Genomic DNA, 13,914 nt, shown 5'->3' with positions numbered 1-13,914 from the left:
GGTGACAAAATTGTGACGTGCCCCGCGCGCGAAGGTCGTCAGCGCTGGCGCGGATTGGTGTTCGGGACGAACGGGGTGCCGACGATCCGGACCGGGGTCTGGGTCAGTGCGCGATGGGGGGCCGGCGTTTGATTCGTACCCGGCGGGACCGCGGCACTAGCCGGCGCGGGCGCCGGATCGAGCAGGGCGACGACGCCGGCAGCAGCGATGCTCAGCAGCGTGAAGCTGCCCAGAAGCAGGAGATTGCGGTTGGCTTCGCGGACCCTCATGCGGGGAAAATCGCCTGAGGGGGCAGAATGTTCCGAAAAAATCCTCAGGCAGTTTCGCGCCGATTTGGCGCCTCGCTAAGGTGCTGCGTCAGGAGCAGGGGGCAGATTGGTGGGCCGCCTCGGCGGGCACGCGCTCGATGCTGCGGGCCTCGATCAGGTCAGCGTAGCGGCCATACTCCTCGGCCATCTCCAGCAGTTTCTCACGCACCGTGGCGTCGGTGACCTGGCGGGCCAGCCGGCGCGCCTGATCGGACTGGAAGCGGTAATGTGCTGTGTCGGACATGATGGCTCCTCACACATGTGTAAGGGCCGTCCGGCAAAGGTTCACTGAAGGGTTTGTGAGCGATCGGGACCGGCGCCGCCGGGCTTGTCCTCGCGGACCTCGACCTCGAACCAGCCCATCTCCTTCAGCTCGCGCGCCTTCTTCTCGGCCGCGTCCTCACTGTCGCGCTTCAGCACGATCTGACTGGTGCCATCCCGGGCAAGGATCAAATAGGTCATTGGCTGAGTCCCACCCCATCCGTATTCTGCATACCCCTTTCCCGGCTGCAAGAACAGAAACAAGGCGACGGATGGGTGATCCTACGGGAAGGATCCCACGATTCCTGCCAAGGCAGCATCGAGCCGCTTCCGAGCCGCCGTCGATATCGGCGGGCGACATCGGATCGGACGATTGCCGACATCCGGGACGCGTGAGGCGGCGGCTGATTGGTCAGCCCTGTTGGTTGCCAGCAGTGAGCGTGCGCGATGCGTTTCGCAAAGCGCCGTCGGCGACGTGAAGCATCTCCCGGAGACCGGAAGACTACGGCTTGTGCTGTACGTTGTGGGTAAGCCAAGAGAGGCTCTTTGATTGAGCCGCAAATACATGCTCGGTTCGGATCAGACGACGCGACAATGCACGGCACAAGCCGTGTCGATCTGGATGGAGGACGCGATGCCGAGGCATTTCGGTTTGAAGGCAACATCCACGGCGGGACGGTCGGCGTTTACGGGATCAACAAGAGATTTGCAGGAGCGGACTGCGTCGGCGTCTGCATCGAAGAAGCATGCTGTCGTCGGCTCACCGGCGTCAAAACCTGCTTCCCCGTCGGAGTTGCCGTACTCGCCTGCGAGCTGGCGCGGCTGCCGTGGCCGGCGATCGATCTCGGCAGATTGAGGAACCACGCGACGAGGCCGGTCTTTACGGCTCGGACGGCTCGTGCCTTTTCTCGCGCTTCAGGTCCATGCGATCGATGCGTTCATCGATCAGGCGATTCAGCCGCTCGTCCCGCAGCGTATCCCGCCTGAACAGCCCGCCATGCAGGCGATAGGCGAGCAGCAGCAGGACAACAGCAATGCCCACGAGATAGTAGGACCAGTCCATCGTCGGAACCGCGCCAGGCAGCCTCTATTGCCGCAATGGACCTGAACGTAGGGCCGGAACGGGCGCCTTGTCCAACGCTATCGGCGGTCGCGCCGGCTGGACATGTTTCGAAACATCAATGGGATGTGACAGCGGATTTGCGGCACAAATGGCGGCGGTAACCGCGCCGGGCGGCGGGCCAAACATGAGCGCGGGGGCAGCCTAGTTGGAGCCCGCGAGGATGATCAGATTGTTGTACACGGGCGTCGCGATGAAGGCGACGACATAGGCCATCTGCCGCTCGCTCTTGCCGTGCCAAAGCATCCACATCACGAGATAGGTCAAGCCCAGCTTGGCAACCAGCCACCATTCGCCGAGCCACTCCTGGGTAAACCGCATGAACGGGTTCAGCTCGCCCATTCCGCGCTGCAATATCTCGTTGGTGGTGATGAGATCCGAGTAGCCCATCAGCAGGGCAGAGAACAACAGCATTGCCTTCAGCAAGGATGTCCGTGCCCGCAGCTGCTTTTCCGTCATCCGGTACCTGCCCGAATCCGCCTGTGGCTCCCCAAGGAACAATTTTGCGGAATGTTTTCGGCCAGTGCAAGTCCCCCGACCCGGTGGCCCGACGCCACGCCTGCCAAACGTGGTGGAAAACCGGCGCTCGGCGACGTGCGATGAGCCAGCGGAGCGCTGGTGCCGGCTGAGGGGATTGAACCCCCGACCTTCAGTTTACAAAACTGCTGCTCTACCGCTGAGCTAAGCCGGCGAAATGGGAATGATTTGCGCGCTCGCATAGCAGACTTGGCGCGCCAGAGCCAGAACCCGAGGGCCAGAACCTGTGCGGCCCGGATTCATCACGCCGGCCAGCCGCGGTCCAGCAGCAAAAAGGCGGCCGGAAGGCCGCCTTTTGCGCCGTCGGCGTTTCGCCTGCGCTACTGGCAAGGATGCTGGCGGCCGTCGCTGCCGCGGAACCAGGTGCCGGGGGTGCAGACAAGGCCATTCTGCCGGACATATTCCGCGCTGCCCATCGGGGCGCGGCCATAATAGTCGGGGCCGCCGAACGGGGCGGTGGCGATCGCAGCCGCGGTGCCGACCGCGCCGCCGACCACGCCGGCTGCGACGCCGGCCGGGCCGGGGTCATACCGGTTGTAGCTGCCCTGCCAGTCGCGGTCCCGCCGATAGGTGCGGTGATGATAGGCAGTGCGCGTGGTGCCGCCTGCCATCGTCTGGCATCGGGCGGCCGGGTCGGCATTCGAGCAGCGGGCGGCGGTGCCGATGGTCTGTTGCGCCATCGCGGGGCCGGCCAGTGCCGTGGCGAGCAGGGCTGCTGCGCCGAGGATCTTGAGCTGTGTCATGCAAGGTCTCCTCTCGTCGTTGTGACGAGCTAATCTCGTTGTCCAGCCCCCGTTCCGGTGCGGCCTTGGCCTGTGTTCAAACCCGTGTGAAGTTCCGCAACTCTCGCGCATGATGCGTTCCGGATCATGCTGTCTTTGACGAGAATTGCATGTACAGCGATGTTCGATCTGATGGCGGGGCCGGCACGGGGGATTGATGTTCGGAATCTTGAGTCTTGGCTTTCTGCTCGGCATGCAGCATGCGCTGGAGCCGGATCACATCGCAGCCGTTTCGAGCATCGCGGCGCGCCGCACCCATGTCGGTGACATCGTCAAGCACGGCCTGACCTGGGGGCTTGGCCACACGCTCACGCTGTTCGTCTTTGCCGGTGCCGCGATCCTGCTCGGGCGCGCGATCCCGGAGACGGTTGCCGCGCCGATCGAGACCGCGGTCGGCGTCATGCTGGTCGGGCTCGGCGCGCATGTCTGGTGGCGGCTGTGGCGCGACCGCGTGCACTTCCACACCCATTCGCATGGCGACGGCACCACGCATTTCCACGCCCACAGCCACGCCGGCGAACCGCTGCCGCACACGCGCGCCGCGCACAGCCACGCGCACGGCTTCCGCTGGCGCACGCTGCTGGTCGGCCTGATGCACGGCATGGCGGGCTCGGCGGCGCTGCTGGTGCTGACCGTCTCGCAGGCCCCGAGCCCGGTGATCGGGCTCGGCTATGTCGCGCTGTTCGGCATCGGCTCGATGATCGGCATGGGCGTGCTGTCGAGCGTGATCGCGGTGCCGCTGGCGGCCTCCGCGCGCTGGCTGACCTGGGCCAATCGCGGCCTGCAAATCGCGGTCGGCGCGGTCACGATCGCGATCGGCATCCACTCGATCATCGAGAACGCCTTCACTTGATCCGACGGCGCCGCTGGGCGGGCCGTTAACGATTTCTGAGCCCGCACGGCCGCATTGGCCGGATACCGATGCTTACGCGTTAGGCTTACCGCCAGTTTGGCCCGCGTCCTTAACCCTTCCGCCAAGCCGTTCGATTAGGCTGCGGATGGAACAATTCGGGACGCTGGGTGAACATGCGCGGACGACTGGCGCTGGCGATATTGGCTGCGACGACCTCGACGGCACTGGCCGGCGGCGGCTTCGACATCGTCGTGCCGGTGCGCCCCGGCGTGACCATCATCATCAACGGCGTCGACGCCACCTACGCGGTGGTCGAAAGCGCAATGGGGCTTGCCCGCAACGATTCGCTGGTGCCGACCGTCTATGGCGGCCGCCCGATCAGTCCCGAGCCGAATGTCGGCCACTATTATCCGAGCCTCGGCCGCATGCCGGGTTACGGCCGCCTCGAGATCGAGCCGCCGGCCAACCGCAAGCTGCCCCAGCCGGCCGAGAGCTATCATCAATCGTGGGGCGCGCAATCCGCGCCGCTGCCGGCGCAGTCCAACGTGCCGGTCGATCCGCCGCCGGTGATCTACGCGCCCGAATTCAACGGACGGCGTCCGCTGCCGGGCCCGGTCCCGCGGCCGCCGCGTCCCCGAGGCCCCTAACTCAACCACCACTGAACAAGAGCCCCTCGAACGGGGGCCTTCATAGCCACCAAGAGCTACGCGACGAACAACAGGAGAGAGTAATGCGTCAAATGATCAAAGGACTGATTGCGGCCGTGGCCGTCATGGTGACCGCGCCCGCAATGGCGTGCGGTTTCAACCCGTGCGGCTATTCCGCGCCCGTCGTGAACTACGGCTGCGGCGGTTGCGGTGGCTACGGCTACAGCGCGGTCGAACGTCTGCCCGACCCGGATGCGGTCTATCCCGACGCGGCGCAGCAGTACTATTACGTCAACCAGGGCCCGACCTACACCGGCCCGGGCAATTGGGCACCGCGTCCGTACTACCGCGAAGGCTACGGCCGCCCGTATTACGGCTATCGCCACTATGGCTACCGTCACTACGGCTACCGCCATCACTACGGCTATCGCCCGCACTATGGCTATCGCTACGGCTACGCGCATCGCGCGCCGGCCTATCACTACGGCCACCGCCCGCTGCGCCGCTATTACTGATCCTTCGATCTGTCGAAGCCAGCAACGCCCGTTCGCGTGACGCGAGCGGGCGTTGCTCGTCTGACGATTGAAGTCGGGTCGCTCCGGGAAGGGGCGCCGCATCCCCCGCACGCGACCGCCGCAGGTGCGCTGTCAAAATATCGAAAACAACCCCATGCAAAGGAGCCGGCGGGCTGCCGGCGTTCGACAGGGCGACTTGACACGTCGGGCAACTCAGGGATAGATTTCTAATATTCAGAAATCGCGCGACGCCGTCTCGCGAGCGCTGCTGGCCCGCAGGTGCTGCGGTCTCCGTCCAGATATCAAGCTAACCCATCAGGCCGAGCCGGCTGGCGCCGATATAGAGCGCGAGCACACAGGCGTTCGACACGTTCAGGCTCTTGATCTCGCCGGGCATGTCGAGCCGGGCGACGACCCGGCAGGTCTCGCGCGTCAATTGCCGCAGGCCCTTGCCTTCGGCGCCGAGCACCAGCGCGAGCGGCTGCTGCAACGGAACCTTGCCGAGATCCTCCGAGCCCTCGCTGTCGAGGCCGATGGTCTGGAAGCCGTGGTCATTCAGTTCGTTCAGCGCGCGCGCCAGATTCTGCACGGTAATCATCGGCACCAGCTCGAGCGCGCCGGAGGCGGACTTCGCCAGCACGCCGGTCGCCTCCGGGCTGTGGCGGGCGGTGGTGACGATCGCCTTCACCGCGAACGCCGCTGCCGAACGCAGGATGGCGCCGACATTGTGCGGGTCGGTGATCTGGTCGAGCACCAGCACGATGCCCTCCAGCGCCAGCGTGTCGATGCCGGGCGAGGGCAGGGGATCGGCCTCCGCCAGCAGGCCCTGATGCACGGCATCGGGGGTGAGGCGGCGGTCGATATCGCCGGGTCGGACGATTTCCGGGGTGACGCGGGTTGCGATGTTTTCGTCGGCGAGGCGCTTGGCGGCGTTCTCGGTGAGGTAAAGCTTGCGGATCTGGCGGTCCGGGTTGGCAAGCGCGGCCGAAACCGTGTGCCAGCCATACAGAATCACCGGTCCGTCGGAACCGGATTCGCGTTCCCGCCTGGCCTGGGGGCGGCCGAATTTCGGCCCTTTTTGGAAGGGTTTACCGCCCTTGCCTCGGAAATTGGGTTTGCGGTCGCGATCGCTCATGTGAGGCTTGTGTCACGGGTGTCGAATATTGGCAATTTAACCGGCAAATAGGCGGCCCGCTTGGTTGACTTTGGGGACCGCCTTCCCCCATAAACGCGCCCGACCGCGCACCCGCTTCGGGTCGATGCCGGTTATCAGCGTCATTTCGATGACCCGGTCCGCCGCCACTCGCGCGGCCGGTCTGATGCTGTTGGACGGGGGAGTGTCCCGAGTGGCAAAGGGAGCTGACTGTAAATCAGCCGCCTCATGGCTTCGCAGGTTCGAGTCCTGCCTCCCCCACCACGCTTCGCCCTGACGGGCTTTGCGTGGCGCAGCCACGCCCGGCCCGTCAGGGCGAAGCGTGTCCGGCGTAGCTTGAGCATTAGCGAAAGCGAAGACGGACTGATCGCAAATCCCAAATCTGCGAGCTACGGCTAGGCAAGCCAGCAAAACTCCATCGTAGCGAAGTGAGCGAAGGCTGCCACGCCGAAGCCCAAAGGGCGAAGGCGGGCTGTGTGCTGCTGATTGCGTACACCCTCGTGCCGCTTCTGTTCTCCATCCACAGCGATGACGCATTGGCTTGTGAATTTGTAGTTGCGCATATGGACGGCACATCCCGCCAATTGCATTGTTGCTCTCCCAATTAGAAGGTGGGCTTCATGACGAAATACTTGTTTTGGACGATTACTATCGCGGCCGGCATCATCGCGACGCATCCCGCTCAAGCTAGGTCGTGCTCGGATTATAAAGCTATCTGCCTGTCCAAGGCCGCCAAGCCGGAACGATGCGACGGGGCGTGGAAGAGATGCATGAAGACCGGCATCTACATCGGCCCCGAGAGCGGGACGAACCACGGACAGGCCGACAAGCAATAGCTGAAGAGGCCCCTTCGCTCTCTACCCTCGCGCGGCCAGGCAGGCGCGAATCTTGTCGGCAGCGGGGCGCGGCACCGCGTGCGCCCGACACTGTTCGCGCGTGGGCGATGTTTCGCGTGAAGGATGCGCCGTCGTGATCGACGCGGCTATCGCCACCTGGTCTGGGCCTCAGCCTGATGGCCAGACCTATTGAACATCGAGTTCAGCCTCGCCAAAATCCGGAATAGGCGAACACGAGGCCGAGTATATCGGATCGTCGGGGGCTGCGGCGCAAAGACGCCGCTTCGTTCTTCGTGCCAACGCCGAATATGCCACTGCATGTAGCGCTTGTGGGCGACGCGGTAGTAATGCCTGAACAGCGGATACATCGTCGCGACAGGAATTCTGTGGACCCGCATGCTCTCGGACAGCGCAATTTGCTCAAGCGTGAGAAGCTTCTCGCCCTGGTCGAGCACGGCATCAATCAGCGCTATGGAATCCTCGATCACCGGCAAGTGCTTGGCAGGATCCACGGCGGTCAGTCCGCTGTTGTATTCGACGGATGCTTTCGTGTCGTAGCGATAGCTGCCGACGTTCGGCAGTTCGGCCTCGAAACCAGCCAAGGCCGGGAAGGGGTTTCGCCCGTGAAAGCGGTCGACTGCGATCGATCCGGCGCATGCCATGGACCAGAGCTTGTCGAAGAACCCATCCACGAAAAAAGTGTCCGTGTCCGTCATGACGCAGAAGTTCGGGTTGCGCTTCATCTCCTCGCGGAGGACGCACGGCTTGATGCGGTGATGGTAGAGGCCATCGCGCGAGAACTCCGCGATCCTCGACGTAATGTCGACGATCCGGACCGGCAGCTCGCGATAGCGATCCGGCTTGTCGGTATAGACGACAACGTCCACGGGAGCGTGGAATTTCCAGTGCAGCAGAGTGGCGAGGCTGTACCGTAGTTCCAGATAGAGACGATCGAGATTCCCATATTCGACGTAAATGAAAGTCAGTCCACGCGAAATCATTCCAAACATTCCAGCAACATTCAGTTGCAAAGCAATATTGGAGTTCCGGGACAACCGCAAATAGCAAAATGGATGATTCTTCGCGTCTGACCACGATCGCAGTCCCAAAAAACAAAAAGGTCCGCTGTCCAAAAGAGGCAAGCGGGGCACGAAGGGATCCGCGCGCACGACTTCGCCTTATCCACCGACGTCGGCTAGGCAAGCCAGCAAGACTGCATCGTAGTGTAGCGAGCGAAGAGCTGCTGCGCCGAAGCCCGGAGGGCGAAGGCGGGCTGTATCCGCGAAACGTAATTCGCTTCGTAGCCTACAGCCTGAAAACTCAGCAGCGTCCATCCCCGTCCAAGCAAGAGGCGGGATGCACCAAGCCTGCCGCTCTCTATCCTTGTGCGGCCAGGCAGGCGCGGACCTTGTCGGCGGGCGGAGCGAGTGCACCCGCGGGTCGGCTGGATCGTTCGAGGAGGCGAGGGCAGCGTTCAGCGCCGCATAGGACGTATTCCTTGCCACACGTACCGAGGCCAACTTCGCGGCCTTGCGCCGGCAGCAGGCCTGGATCGAGGAGAAATATCGCCGCTTCGACCGAGGTGAGCGTGTGGACCCGCCCTGGAGCCCGGCACCCCGTCAACTAGCGGATCTTGGTCCCGTTGCCCAACCGGGAGATGCGGTGGTAGCTTCGCCGCATTTCAGATCCTGGGCGGGTTTTTTTCTTGAACAATTTGCGAACGGACCACTCGGACCGATCAGACTCGCTTGACGCGATTCGGGGACTTGCGATTTCGCTTGTCATCGCCCGCCATTACTTCGGCTTCAAGCAAGGCATGCTGGGCGTGGATTTGTTCTTCGTGCTCAGCGGCTTCCTGATCGGCGGCATCCTGCTCGACAGCCGCAACCAGCCCGGATACTTCACGTCCTTCTACGGGCGGCGCGCGTTCCGCATTCTGCCGCTCTACTGGCTTGCGCTCGTAATCGCCACTCCCAAGCACTGGCAGTATTATTTATTCTTCGCCCAAGCGATACCGTGGCTGCAATTCGGCTTCCCGACGGACGAGCCACTCCTCGTGACGTGGACGCTCGCCGCCGAAGAACAGTTCTATCTCGTGCTGCCCGTGCTGATCTGGTGTCTACCGCAACGATGGCTAGTTCGCGTCTTGTGGACCGGCGTACTACTCGCCCCTGTGTGGCGCTGGTGGGCACACGCGTACCTGCCGACCCTGTGCTGGGAGTGGCTGCTCCCTGGTCGCCTGGATGAGCTTTTCGGCGGCGCATTGCTCGCCTGCTTCGTCAGGGGCTATTGCAGATCCGTCGCCGCGTGGATCGCGCTAGCCTGCATCCCCCCACTCTGCGATCTCGGCTACGCCGTCGCTTTCACTCCGTTCTGCTTCCTCTCTGTAGCAGCCGCCACTTGCGCCGCCATCGTATGGGCCAGCACCAAAGTCGCCCGGCCTGTGCTTCTCAGGCCGCTGATCTGGCCGGGCCGTCGCTGCTACGCACTCTACCTGTTTCACTGGCCGTTCTACGTGGATACCGGCCTTGGCCAGATTCCTTCGGGACTCGCGTCCATCGCAGTCGTGTGCGCCTTCGCGGAATTAAGCTGGCGGCTGATCGAGGCGCCGCTCATCGCGTACGCGAAGAGACGATTCCCGAGGGCCGGCGCTGAAGATGTCAGCAGCGCATTTCCTGTTGCCAATCCGGTGGGCCGGCCGTAGCAACCGGGCTCCGCAACCTCTGGTCTCTCGAACAGAGCCCGCCTGATATGACACTCCCTCGGCTTGCGGGGCGCGGCGGCCGCGATGCCGAAGTGTCAATCGGTCGGCTCGCCCACTCCATCCACGTAAACATCTCCAACATGTCCAGCGTGCGCGATGCGGCGAGTCGCTTCCTGGCCGGGCAGGGCCATGTAGCCGCGCGACATCACGCGATCGTCAGCCGGCATGGTGCTGCTGCATCTGGTCGAGATGCCCAAGACCCGCAACAATCCGCAGTTGAGAAATCTGCCGTCTTCCCGGCGTGGGGGACGGCAGCACTACCTCATGGGGAGTCCTGAAATGCGCCTTGTCACCGCGATTGCATGCCCAACCCTGTTATTGCTGGTGGCCTCGGCGGCGCAGGCTCAGGTCATCTTCAATACGGCTATCCCTGCGCCTCCGCCCGGCTTCATGGAAATCACCGTGACGCTCAAGAGCGTCGCCGTGCCTCCCGCGCCGCTCCAGGGCAGCGACCGTGACGTCGCCCTGAATGCGATCAGGCAGGATCTCTACGAGGAAGCGAAGGCGCAGTGCCCGATATTGTCGCAGGTATATGCTGCAACCTGCCGAGTGACCTCCGTCAACATCTTCAGGTCCCAGGCTGCGGCGAAGGACGGCCCTCCCAGCTTTGCGATCACCGGGACGGCCAAATATGAGCTCAAGACGAGCGATGGCGACACCAAGCACTGAGCTGCTTCGGTCGATGAAGCTGCGTTGTCCGGCCCGGCGCCCGCCCGATCTTCACGCGCGCAGGGCGCGCCGCAGCAGCTTGGCGAAATCCTGCGCCACCTGGGACAGCGCTTCGTGGGTCGGGGACAGGATCGCGACCTGATACTGGATCCTCGGCCTGAAAGGGCGCAGGGCGAGGCCTTCGGTAAACGGCTTGCTCACGACCGGATCGACGATGCCGACGCCGCGGCCCTCCGCGACCAGCTGGCACGCGGTCGAGAAGAATTCGGTCTCCGCGACGACGTTCCAGCGCGCGCCCTGTTCGGAGAAGGCGGATGCCAGCTGCTGGTAGATCGGGTCGCCGCGAAACAGCGTGATGAACGGGACACCGTCGAGATCGTCAGGGGTGATCTGCTTCAGCTTCGCAAGCGGATGCGCGCCCGGCAGCATGCACATGCAGTCGTAGGAGAACACCTCCATGTGCGCGGTCGGATAGTCGAGCGGCAGCTCGGCGACCGCGAGATCGAATTGCTGCGTCGAGATCAGCTCGCGGACGGTCGCGGAATTCCGCGTGATGATCTTGATCTGCAGCTCGGGCTTGTTTCTGGCGAATTGCGACAGCAGCCGCGGCAGCAGGTTGATCGAGATGCTCGGATAGGCCGCGATCGCGAGGTGACCGCGCCGGCCGGATTTGATCTCGGCCGCGACGCGGGAGGCGTTCTCGGCGGCTTCGAGCGCCCGCGCGGCCTCGACATAGAACAGCTTGGCTTCCGGGGTCGGTTGCAGGCGGCCGCCGCGCCGCACGAACAGGTTAAGGCCGGTCTCGTGCTCGAGGCCTGCGATCATCGTGCTGATCCCGGGCTGCGACATGCCGAGCAGTTCCGCCGCGCGCGTCATGGTGCCATGGAGCATCAGGGCACGGAAGCATTCGAGCTGTCTGAGGCGCATGGGCGACTATACGAATATGCTATAATGGACACAACTAATATTATTAGAATTGCATGAGCGGCGGTGCTCCAATGGCGCGACAGTGCCTTGAGGAGACATCACGTGACCGCCGCAACCGCCGATCTCACCCGCGCCCGCCTGATCCCAGCCCGCAACGGCGTCGCGGCGCGCCTGAAAGCCGGGGAGACCGTCACCGTGGTCAACACCCATGGCAAGCAGGTGGTCGACACCTGGGCTTTCAATGCCGGCGATACCGGCGAGTTCATGTCGATGGAGCACAGCCGCGCATCGATGCTGCGGCTCATCCCCCGCGTCGGCGATACGCTGACGACCAACCGGCGCCGCGCGATCCTGACGCTCGTCGCCGACACCAGCCCGGGCATCCATGACATGCTGATCGCGGCCTGCGACATTCACCGCTATCGCCAGCTCGGCGCCGTCGGCCATCACGACAATTGCACGCAGAACCTGGCGCATGCGCTCGAGGCGGTCGGGCTGTCCAGTGCGGTGACGCCGGCGCCGCTGAACCTGTTCATGAACGTGCCCGTGACCGGCAGCGGACAGCTGGACTTCAAGTCTCCGGTCAGCGAGGCCGGGCAGTATGTGGCGCTGCGCGCCGAGATGGATCTGATCATCGTGTTCTCGGCCTGTCCGCAGGACATGGTGCCGGTGAACGACATGCGGCCGACCGACGCTCATTTTCTCATTGCCTGATGCCGCCAGCGCGGAGAACCGATCATGCGCAAGCTGCCGCCGCTCAATGCCGTCCGCGCGTTCGAAGCCGCGGCGCGCCACGAGAGCTTCACCGCCGCCGCCAACGAGCTCTGCGTCACGGTGACGGCGATCAGCCACCAGGTCCGGCAACTCGAAGCGATCCTCGGGCGCAAGCTGTTCGAGCGCTCCGGCCGCGCCGTGGTGCTGACCGCGGACGGACATGCAGTGTTCCCGATGCTCCGCGACGGGTTCGATCGCATGGCCAGCGCCTTTGCCGCGATCCGGCCGCCGGCCGATAGTGACGCGATCACGGTGTCGACCACGCGGGCCTTCGCCGAGCGCTGGCTGATGCCGCGGCTCGCGCGCTTCAATGCGGCATATCCGGCCCTGATGGTCCATATCGATGCGACCGAGGAGATCAGGACGCCTGATGTCGACGGCGTCGATCTGGCGATCCGGTATGGACGCGTCGACCGCACGAGCGAGAAATCGGTGCTGTTCAGCGATCGTTACATCGCGGTCGCAGCGAGCACGATCTGTCCGCCAGGGGCCCCTCTTGCCATTGATGATATCCGCTCGCGATCGCTGCTGGCGTTCCGCTGGAAGAACGCTGCGCTGGATTCGCCGGCGTGGTCAGCGTGGCTTGCGGGGGCCGATCATGATCCCGCGCGGGATTTTCGCATCTCCTGGTACAGCGAGGAGCCGCTGGCGTTGCACGCCGCCGAGCGCGGGCTGGGCCCTTTGTTGTGCAGCGATGCGCTGGTCGACGAGCAATTGCGCCAGGGTACGCTGCGCCGGCTCGACGGGCCGGCGCTTCCGGGCTTTGCCTATCGTCTCGTGGACGCGCCGGCCGCGGCCAGGCGCAAATCGGTGACGGCATTCGTCGATTGGCTGCGCGGGGAAGCGGCTGCGTTCCGCGCCGCGCCGGCACAGGTCATGACACGGGCTGCGTGAAGTAGGGCAGGTCCTCGACCCGGACCTGGTAGGTACCTGTCTTGACCAGGCCGTCGACATGCGCGGCGATTTCCTCGAGCGGCGCGAACCAGACCTTGCGTTCGGCGATGATCCGCTCGAGCCAGCGCTCCACGACGCGCCAGCGCGCCAGCCGGCCGGTCAGGAACGGGTGCCAGATCCCCATCCAGAATCCGCCGGTCTCATAGGCGGCCTCGAACTCCTCGAAGGAGGCGGCAAGGCCCTCGCTCGGCGATTTGACCGGCATCATGTAGCCGATCTCCGCATAATGGGCGAAGGGCGGCCAATCGTCCGATCCCCAGTGCGGCGGCATCTCGTAGAGCGACCCGCGGGCGGTGCGCATCTGGTACGGAATGTCGTCGGCCATCAGCGACGAATCGTAGACGAAGCCGTGCTCGATCAGGAGGTCGATCGTGGTCTGGTTGGCGTTGTAGACCGGTGCGCGATAGCCGCGCGGCTTGCGCCCGGTCATCGCGACATGGATGCCGAGCGCACGCTCGAAGGCCTCGCGCTGCTGCGCCGAGGAAATCTCGGTCGGATCCTCGTGGATGTAGCCGTGATGGCCGATCTCATGGCCCGCTTTCAGGATCGCTTCCACCGCCTCGGGATAGCGCCGCATCGTCCAGGCCGGCATGAAGAACGACTGTTTCAGGCCGAGGCGGCGATAGGTCTCCAGGATGCGGGGGACGCCGACGGTCGGCCCGTATCGTCCCATCGTGATCGGATAGAGCCGGTCGAAGGAGTCCTTCGGCCGGGCGATGTGAATCAGGCTGTCGGCGTCGACGTCGAACGTGATCGCACAGGCGCAGCGCGCGCCGTTCGGCCAGGGGATGGGATTGCGTATCATTGGATCATC

At 64.3% G+C, this 13,914-nt stretch carries 19 protein-coding genes and 2 tRNA genes; 9 read left to right on the top strand and 12 right to left on the bottom strand.

The genetic code is table 11. From position 1 onward, the window contains the following. Positions 1–38: 38 nt before the first annotated feature. The 8 genes from BI327_RS04110 to BI327_RS04085 all read right to left on the bottom strand — a co-directional run bounded on the left by BI327_RS04110 (position 39) and on the right by BI327_RS04085 (position 2,969). A complete protein-coding gene (locus BI327_RS04110; RefSeq protein WP_076858477.1) occupies positions 39–269 on the bottom strand; it encodes a hypothetical protein in 231 nt (76 codons plus the stop codon). 88 nt (positions 270–357) lie between these two features. Continuing rightward, a complete protein-coding gene (locus BI327_RS04105) occupies positions 358–552 on the bottom strand; it encodes a hypothetical protein (protein WP_076858476.1) in 195 nt (64 codons plus the stop codon). 41 nt (positions 553–593) lie between these two features. Next, positions 594–770 (bottom strand): hypothetical protein, encoded by a 177-nt coding sequence (locus BI327_RS42590; RefSeq protein WP_167386836.1) that lies wholly within the window; start codon positions 768–770, stop codon positions 594–596. Positions 771–1,148: 378 nt separating this feature from the next. After that, positions 1,149–1,433: a hypothetical protein gene (locus BI327_RS41475; RefSeq protein WP_143271530.1), complete on the bottom strand. Its 285-nt coding sequence runs from the start codon at positions 1,431–1,433 to the stop codon at positions 1,149–1,151. 16 nt (positions 1,434–1,449) lie between these two features. Further along, complete coding sequence (locus BI327_RS04100; RefSeq protein ID WP_076858475.1) at positions 1,450–1,632, bottom strand: hypothetical protein; 183 nt, start codon at positions 1,630–1,632, stop codon at positions 1,450–1,452. Between the two features lie 201 nt (positions 1,633–1,833). Continuing rightward, positions 1,834–2,148, bottom strand: coding sequence for a DUF5658 family protein (locus tag BI327_RS04095; RefSeq protein ID WP_245334708.1), 315 nt, complete (start codon positions 2,146–2,148; stop codon positions 1,834–1,836). Positions 2,149–2,305: 157 nt separating this feature from the next. Continuing rightward, positions 2,306–2,380: transfer RNA gene (locus BI327_RS04090), tRNA-Thr, on the bottom strand. 166 nt (positions 2,381–2,546) lie between these two features. Further along, positions 2,547–2,969, bottom strand: a complete 423-nt coding sequence (locus tag BI327_RS04085; RefSeq protein WP_076858474.1) for a hypothetical protein — start codon at positions 2,967–2,969, stop codon at positions 2,547–2,549. 196 nt (positions 2,970–3,165) lie between these two features. Between BI327_RS04085 and BI327_RS04080 the strand changes: the two genes are divergently transcribed. The 3 genes from BI327_RS04080 (at position 3,166) to BI327_RS04070 (ending at position 5,023) form a co-directional block, all read left to right on the top strand. Then, on the top strand, positions 3,166–3,861 hold the full coding sequence (locus BI327_RS04080; protein ID WP_076858473.1) for a HoxN/HupN/NixA family nickel/cobalt transporter: 696 nt from the start codon (positions 3,166–3,168) through the stop codon (positions 3,859–3,861). A gap of 173 nt (positions 3,862–4,034) precedes the next feature. Beyond that, entirely contained in the window at positions 4,035–4,508 is a 474-nt protein-coding gene (locus tag BI327_RS04075; RefSeq protein WP_076858472.1) for a hypothetical protein, read from the top strand. Between the two features lie 83 nt (positions 4,509–4,591). Beyond that, the gene (locus tag BI327_RS04070) at positions 4,592–5,023 is read left to right on the top strand and encodes a hypothetical protein (protein ID WP_174683025.1); all 432 of its coding nucleotides are present in this window, start codon (positions 4,592–4,594) and stop codon (positions 5,021–5,023) included. 307 nt (positions 5,024–5,330) lie between these two features. Here the strand turns inward: BI327_RS04070 and BI327_RS04065 are convergent, their stop codons facing one another. Further along, entirely contained in the window at positions 5,331–6,158 is an 828-nt protein-coding gene (locus BI327_RS04065) for a TrmH family RNA methyltransferase (RefSeq protein WP_076858470.1), read from the bottom strand. Positions 6,159–6,354: 196 nt separating this feature from the next. Between BI327_RS04065 and BI327_RS04060 the strand changes: the two genes are divergently transcribed. Then, a tRNA-Tyr gene (locus tag BI327_RS04060) sits at positions 6,355–6,440 on the top strand. A gap of 356 nt (positions 6,441–6,796) precedes the next feature. After that, a complete protein-coding gene (locus BI327_RS04055) occupies positions 6,797–7,012 on the top strand; it encodes a hypothetical protein (RefSeq protein WP_076858469.1) in 216 nt (71 codons plus the stop codon). 146 nt (positions 7,013–7,158) lie between these two features. Here BI327_RS04055 and BI327_RS04050 read toward each other — a convergent pair whose 3' ends face one another. Next, positions 7,159–8,013, bottom strand: coding sequence for a hypothetical protein (locus BI327_RS04050; protein WP_143271529.1), 855 nt, complete (start codon positions 8,011–8,013; stop codon positions 7,159–7,161). A 704-nt stretch (positions 8,014–8,717) separates the two neighbouring features. On the opposite strand from BI327_RS04050, the gene BI327_RS04045 reads away from it, so the two are divergent. Then, positions 8,718–9,716, top strand: a complete 999-nt coding sequence (locus BI327_RS04045) for an acyltransferase family protein (protein ID WP_076858467.1) — start codon at positions 8,718–8,720, stop codon at positions 9,714–9,716. A 225-nt stretch (positions 9,717–9,941) separates the two neighbouring features. Next, the gene (locus tag BI327_RS04040; protein ID WP_076858466.1) at positions 9,942–10,445 is read left to right on the top strand and encodes a hypothetical protein; all 504 of its coding nucleotides are present in this window, start codon (positions 9,942–9,944) and stop codon (positions 10,443–10,445) included. A 51-nt stretch (positions 10,446–10,496) separates the two neighbouring features. Here BI327_RS04040 and BI327_RS04035 read toward each other — a convergent pair whose 3' ends face one another. Continuing rightward, a complete protein-coding gene (locus BI327_RS04035) occupies positions 10,497–11,372 on the bottom strand; it encodes a LysR family transcriptional regulator (protein WP_076858465.1) in 876 nt (291 codons plus the stop codon). A 102-nt stretch (positions 11,373–11,474) separates the two neighbouring features. Between BI327_RS04035 and BI327_RS04030 the strand changes: the two genes are divergently transcribed. Together BI327_RS04030 and BI327_RS04025 are read left to right on the top strand one after the other, a co-directional pair. Continuing rightward, positions 11,475–12,086 carry a DUF1989 domain-containing protein gene (locus BI327_RS04030; RefSeq protein ID WP_076858464.1) on the top strand — a complete coding sequence of 204 codons (612 nt, stop codon included), beginning with the start codon at positions 11,475–11,477 and terminating at the stop codon, positions 12,084–12,086. Between the two features lie 24 nt (positions 12,087–12,110). Then, complete coding sequence (locus BI327_RS04025) at positions 12,111–13,040, top strand: LysR substrate-binding domain-containing protein (protein ID WP_076858463.1); 930 nt, start codon at positions 12,111–12,113, stop codon at positions 13,038–13,040. Here BI327_RS04025 and BI327_RS04020 read toward each other — a convergent pair. Next, a complete protein-coding gene (locus BI327_RS04020; protein ID WP_076858462.1) occupies positions 13,021–13,905 on the bottom strand; it encodes a polysaccharide deacetylase family protein in 885 nt (294 codons plus the stop codon). The genes BI327_RS04025 and BI327_RS04020 overlap by 20 nt on opposite strands. Positions 13,906–13,914: the final 9 nt, after the last annotated feature.

The sequence above is a fragment of the Bradyrhizobium mercantei genome (assembly GCF_001982635.1).
GTDB lineage: Bacteria > Pseudomonadota > Alphaproteobacteria > Rhizobiales > Xanthobacteraceae > Bradyrhizobium > Bradyrhizobium mercantei.
This window is presented reverse-complemented; position numbering and strand designations above follow the sequence as displayed.

What these genes read in the sequence shown, in the direction of transcription:
- BI327_RS04110 (WP_076858477.1), bottom strand. Translation starts at nt 269, where the DNA reads ATGAGGGTCCGCGAAGCCAACCGCAATCTCCTGCTTCTGGGCAGCTTC.
- BI327_RS04105 (WP_076858476.1), bottom strand. Translation starts at nt 552, where the DNA reads ATGTCCGACACAGCACATTACCGCTTCCAGTCCGATCAGGCGCGCCGG.
- BI327_RS42590 (WP_167386836.1), bottom strand. Translation starts at nt 770, where the DNA reads ATGACCTATTTGATCCTTGCCCGGGATGGCACCAGTCAGATCGTGCTG.
- BI327_RS04100 (WP_076858475.1), bottom strand. Translation starts at nt 1,632, where the DNA reads ATGGACTGGTCCTACTATCTCGTGGGCATTGCTGTTGTCCTGCTGCTG.
- BI327_RS04095 (WP_245334708.1), bottom strand. Translation starts at nt 2,148, where the DNA reads ATGACGGAAAAGCAGCTGCGGGCACGGACATCCTTGCTGAAGGCAATG.
- BI327_RS04085 (WP_076858474.1), bottom strand. Translation starts at nt 2,969, where the DNA reads ATGACACAGCTCAAGATCCTCGGCGCAGCAGCCCTGCTCGCCACGGCA.
- BI327_RS04080 (WP_076858473.1), top strand. Translation starts at nt 3,166, where the DNA reads ATGTTCGGAATCTTGAGTCTTGGCTTTCTGCTCGGCATGCAGCATGCG.
- BI327_RS04075 (WP_076858472.1), top strand. Translation starts at nt 4,035, where the DNA reads ATGCGCGGACGACTGGCGCTGGCGATATTGGCTGCGACGACCTCGACG.
- BI327_RS04070 (WP_174683025.1), top strand. Translation starts at nt 4,592, where the DNA reads ATGCGTCAAATGATCAAAGGACTGATTGCGGCCGTGGCCGTCATGGTG.
- BI327_RS04065 (WP_076858470.1), bottom strand. Translation starts at nt 6,158, where the DNA reads ATGAGCGATCGCGACCGCAAACCCAATTTCCGAGGCAAGGGCGGTAAA.
- BI327_RS04055 (WP_076858469.1), top strand. Translation starts at nt 6,797, where the DNA reads ATGACGAAATACTTGTTTTGGACGATTACTATCGCGGCCGGCATCATC.
- BI327_RS04050 (WP_143271529.1), bottom strand. Translation starts at nt 8,013, where the DNA reads ATGATTTCGCGTGGACTGACTTTCATTTACGTCGAATATGGGAATCTC.
- BI327_RS04040 (WP_076858466.1), top strand. Translation starts at nt 9,942, where the DNA reads ATGGTGCTGCTGCATCTGGTCGAGATGCCCAAGACCCGCAACAATCCG.
- BI327_RS04035 (WP_076858465.1), bottom strand. Translation starts at nt 11,372, where the DNA reads ATGCGCCTCAGACAGCTCGAATGCTTCCGTGCCCTGATGCTCCATGGC.
- BI327_RS04025 (WP_076858463.1), top strand. Translation starts at nt 12,111, where the DNA reads ATGCGCAAGCTGCCGCCGCTCAATGCCGTCCGCGCGTTCGAAGCCGCG.
- BI327_RS04020 (WP_076858462.1), bottom strand. Translation starts at nt 13,905, where the DNA reads ATGATACGCAATCCCATCCCCTGGCCGAACGGCGCGCGCTGCGCCTGT.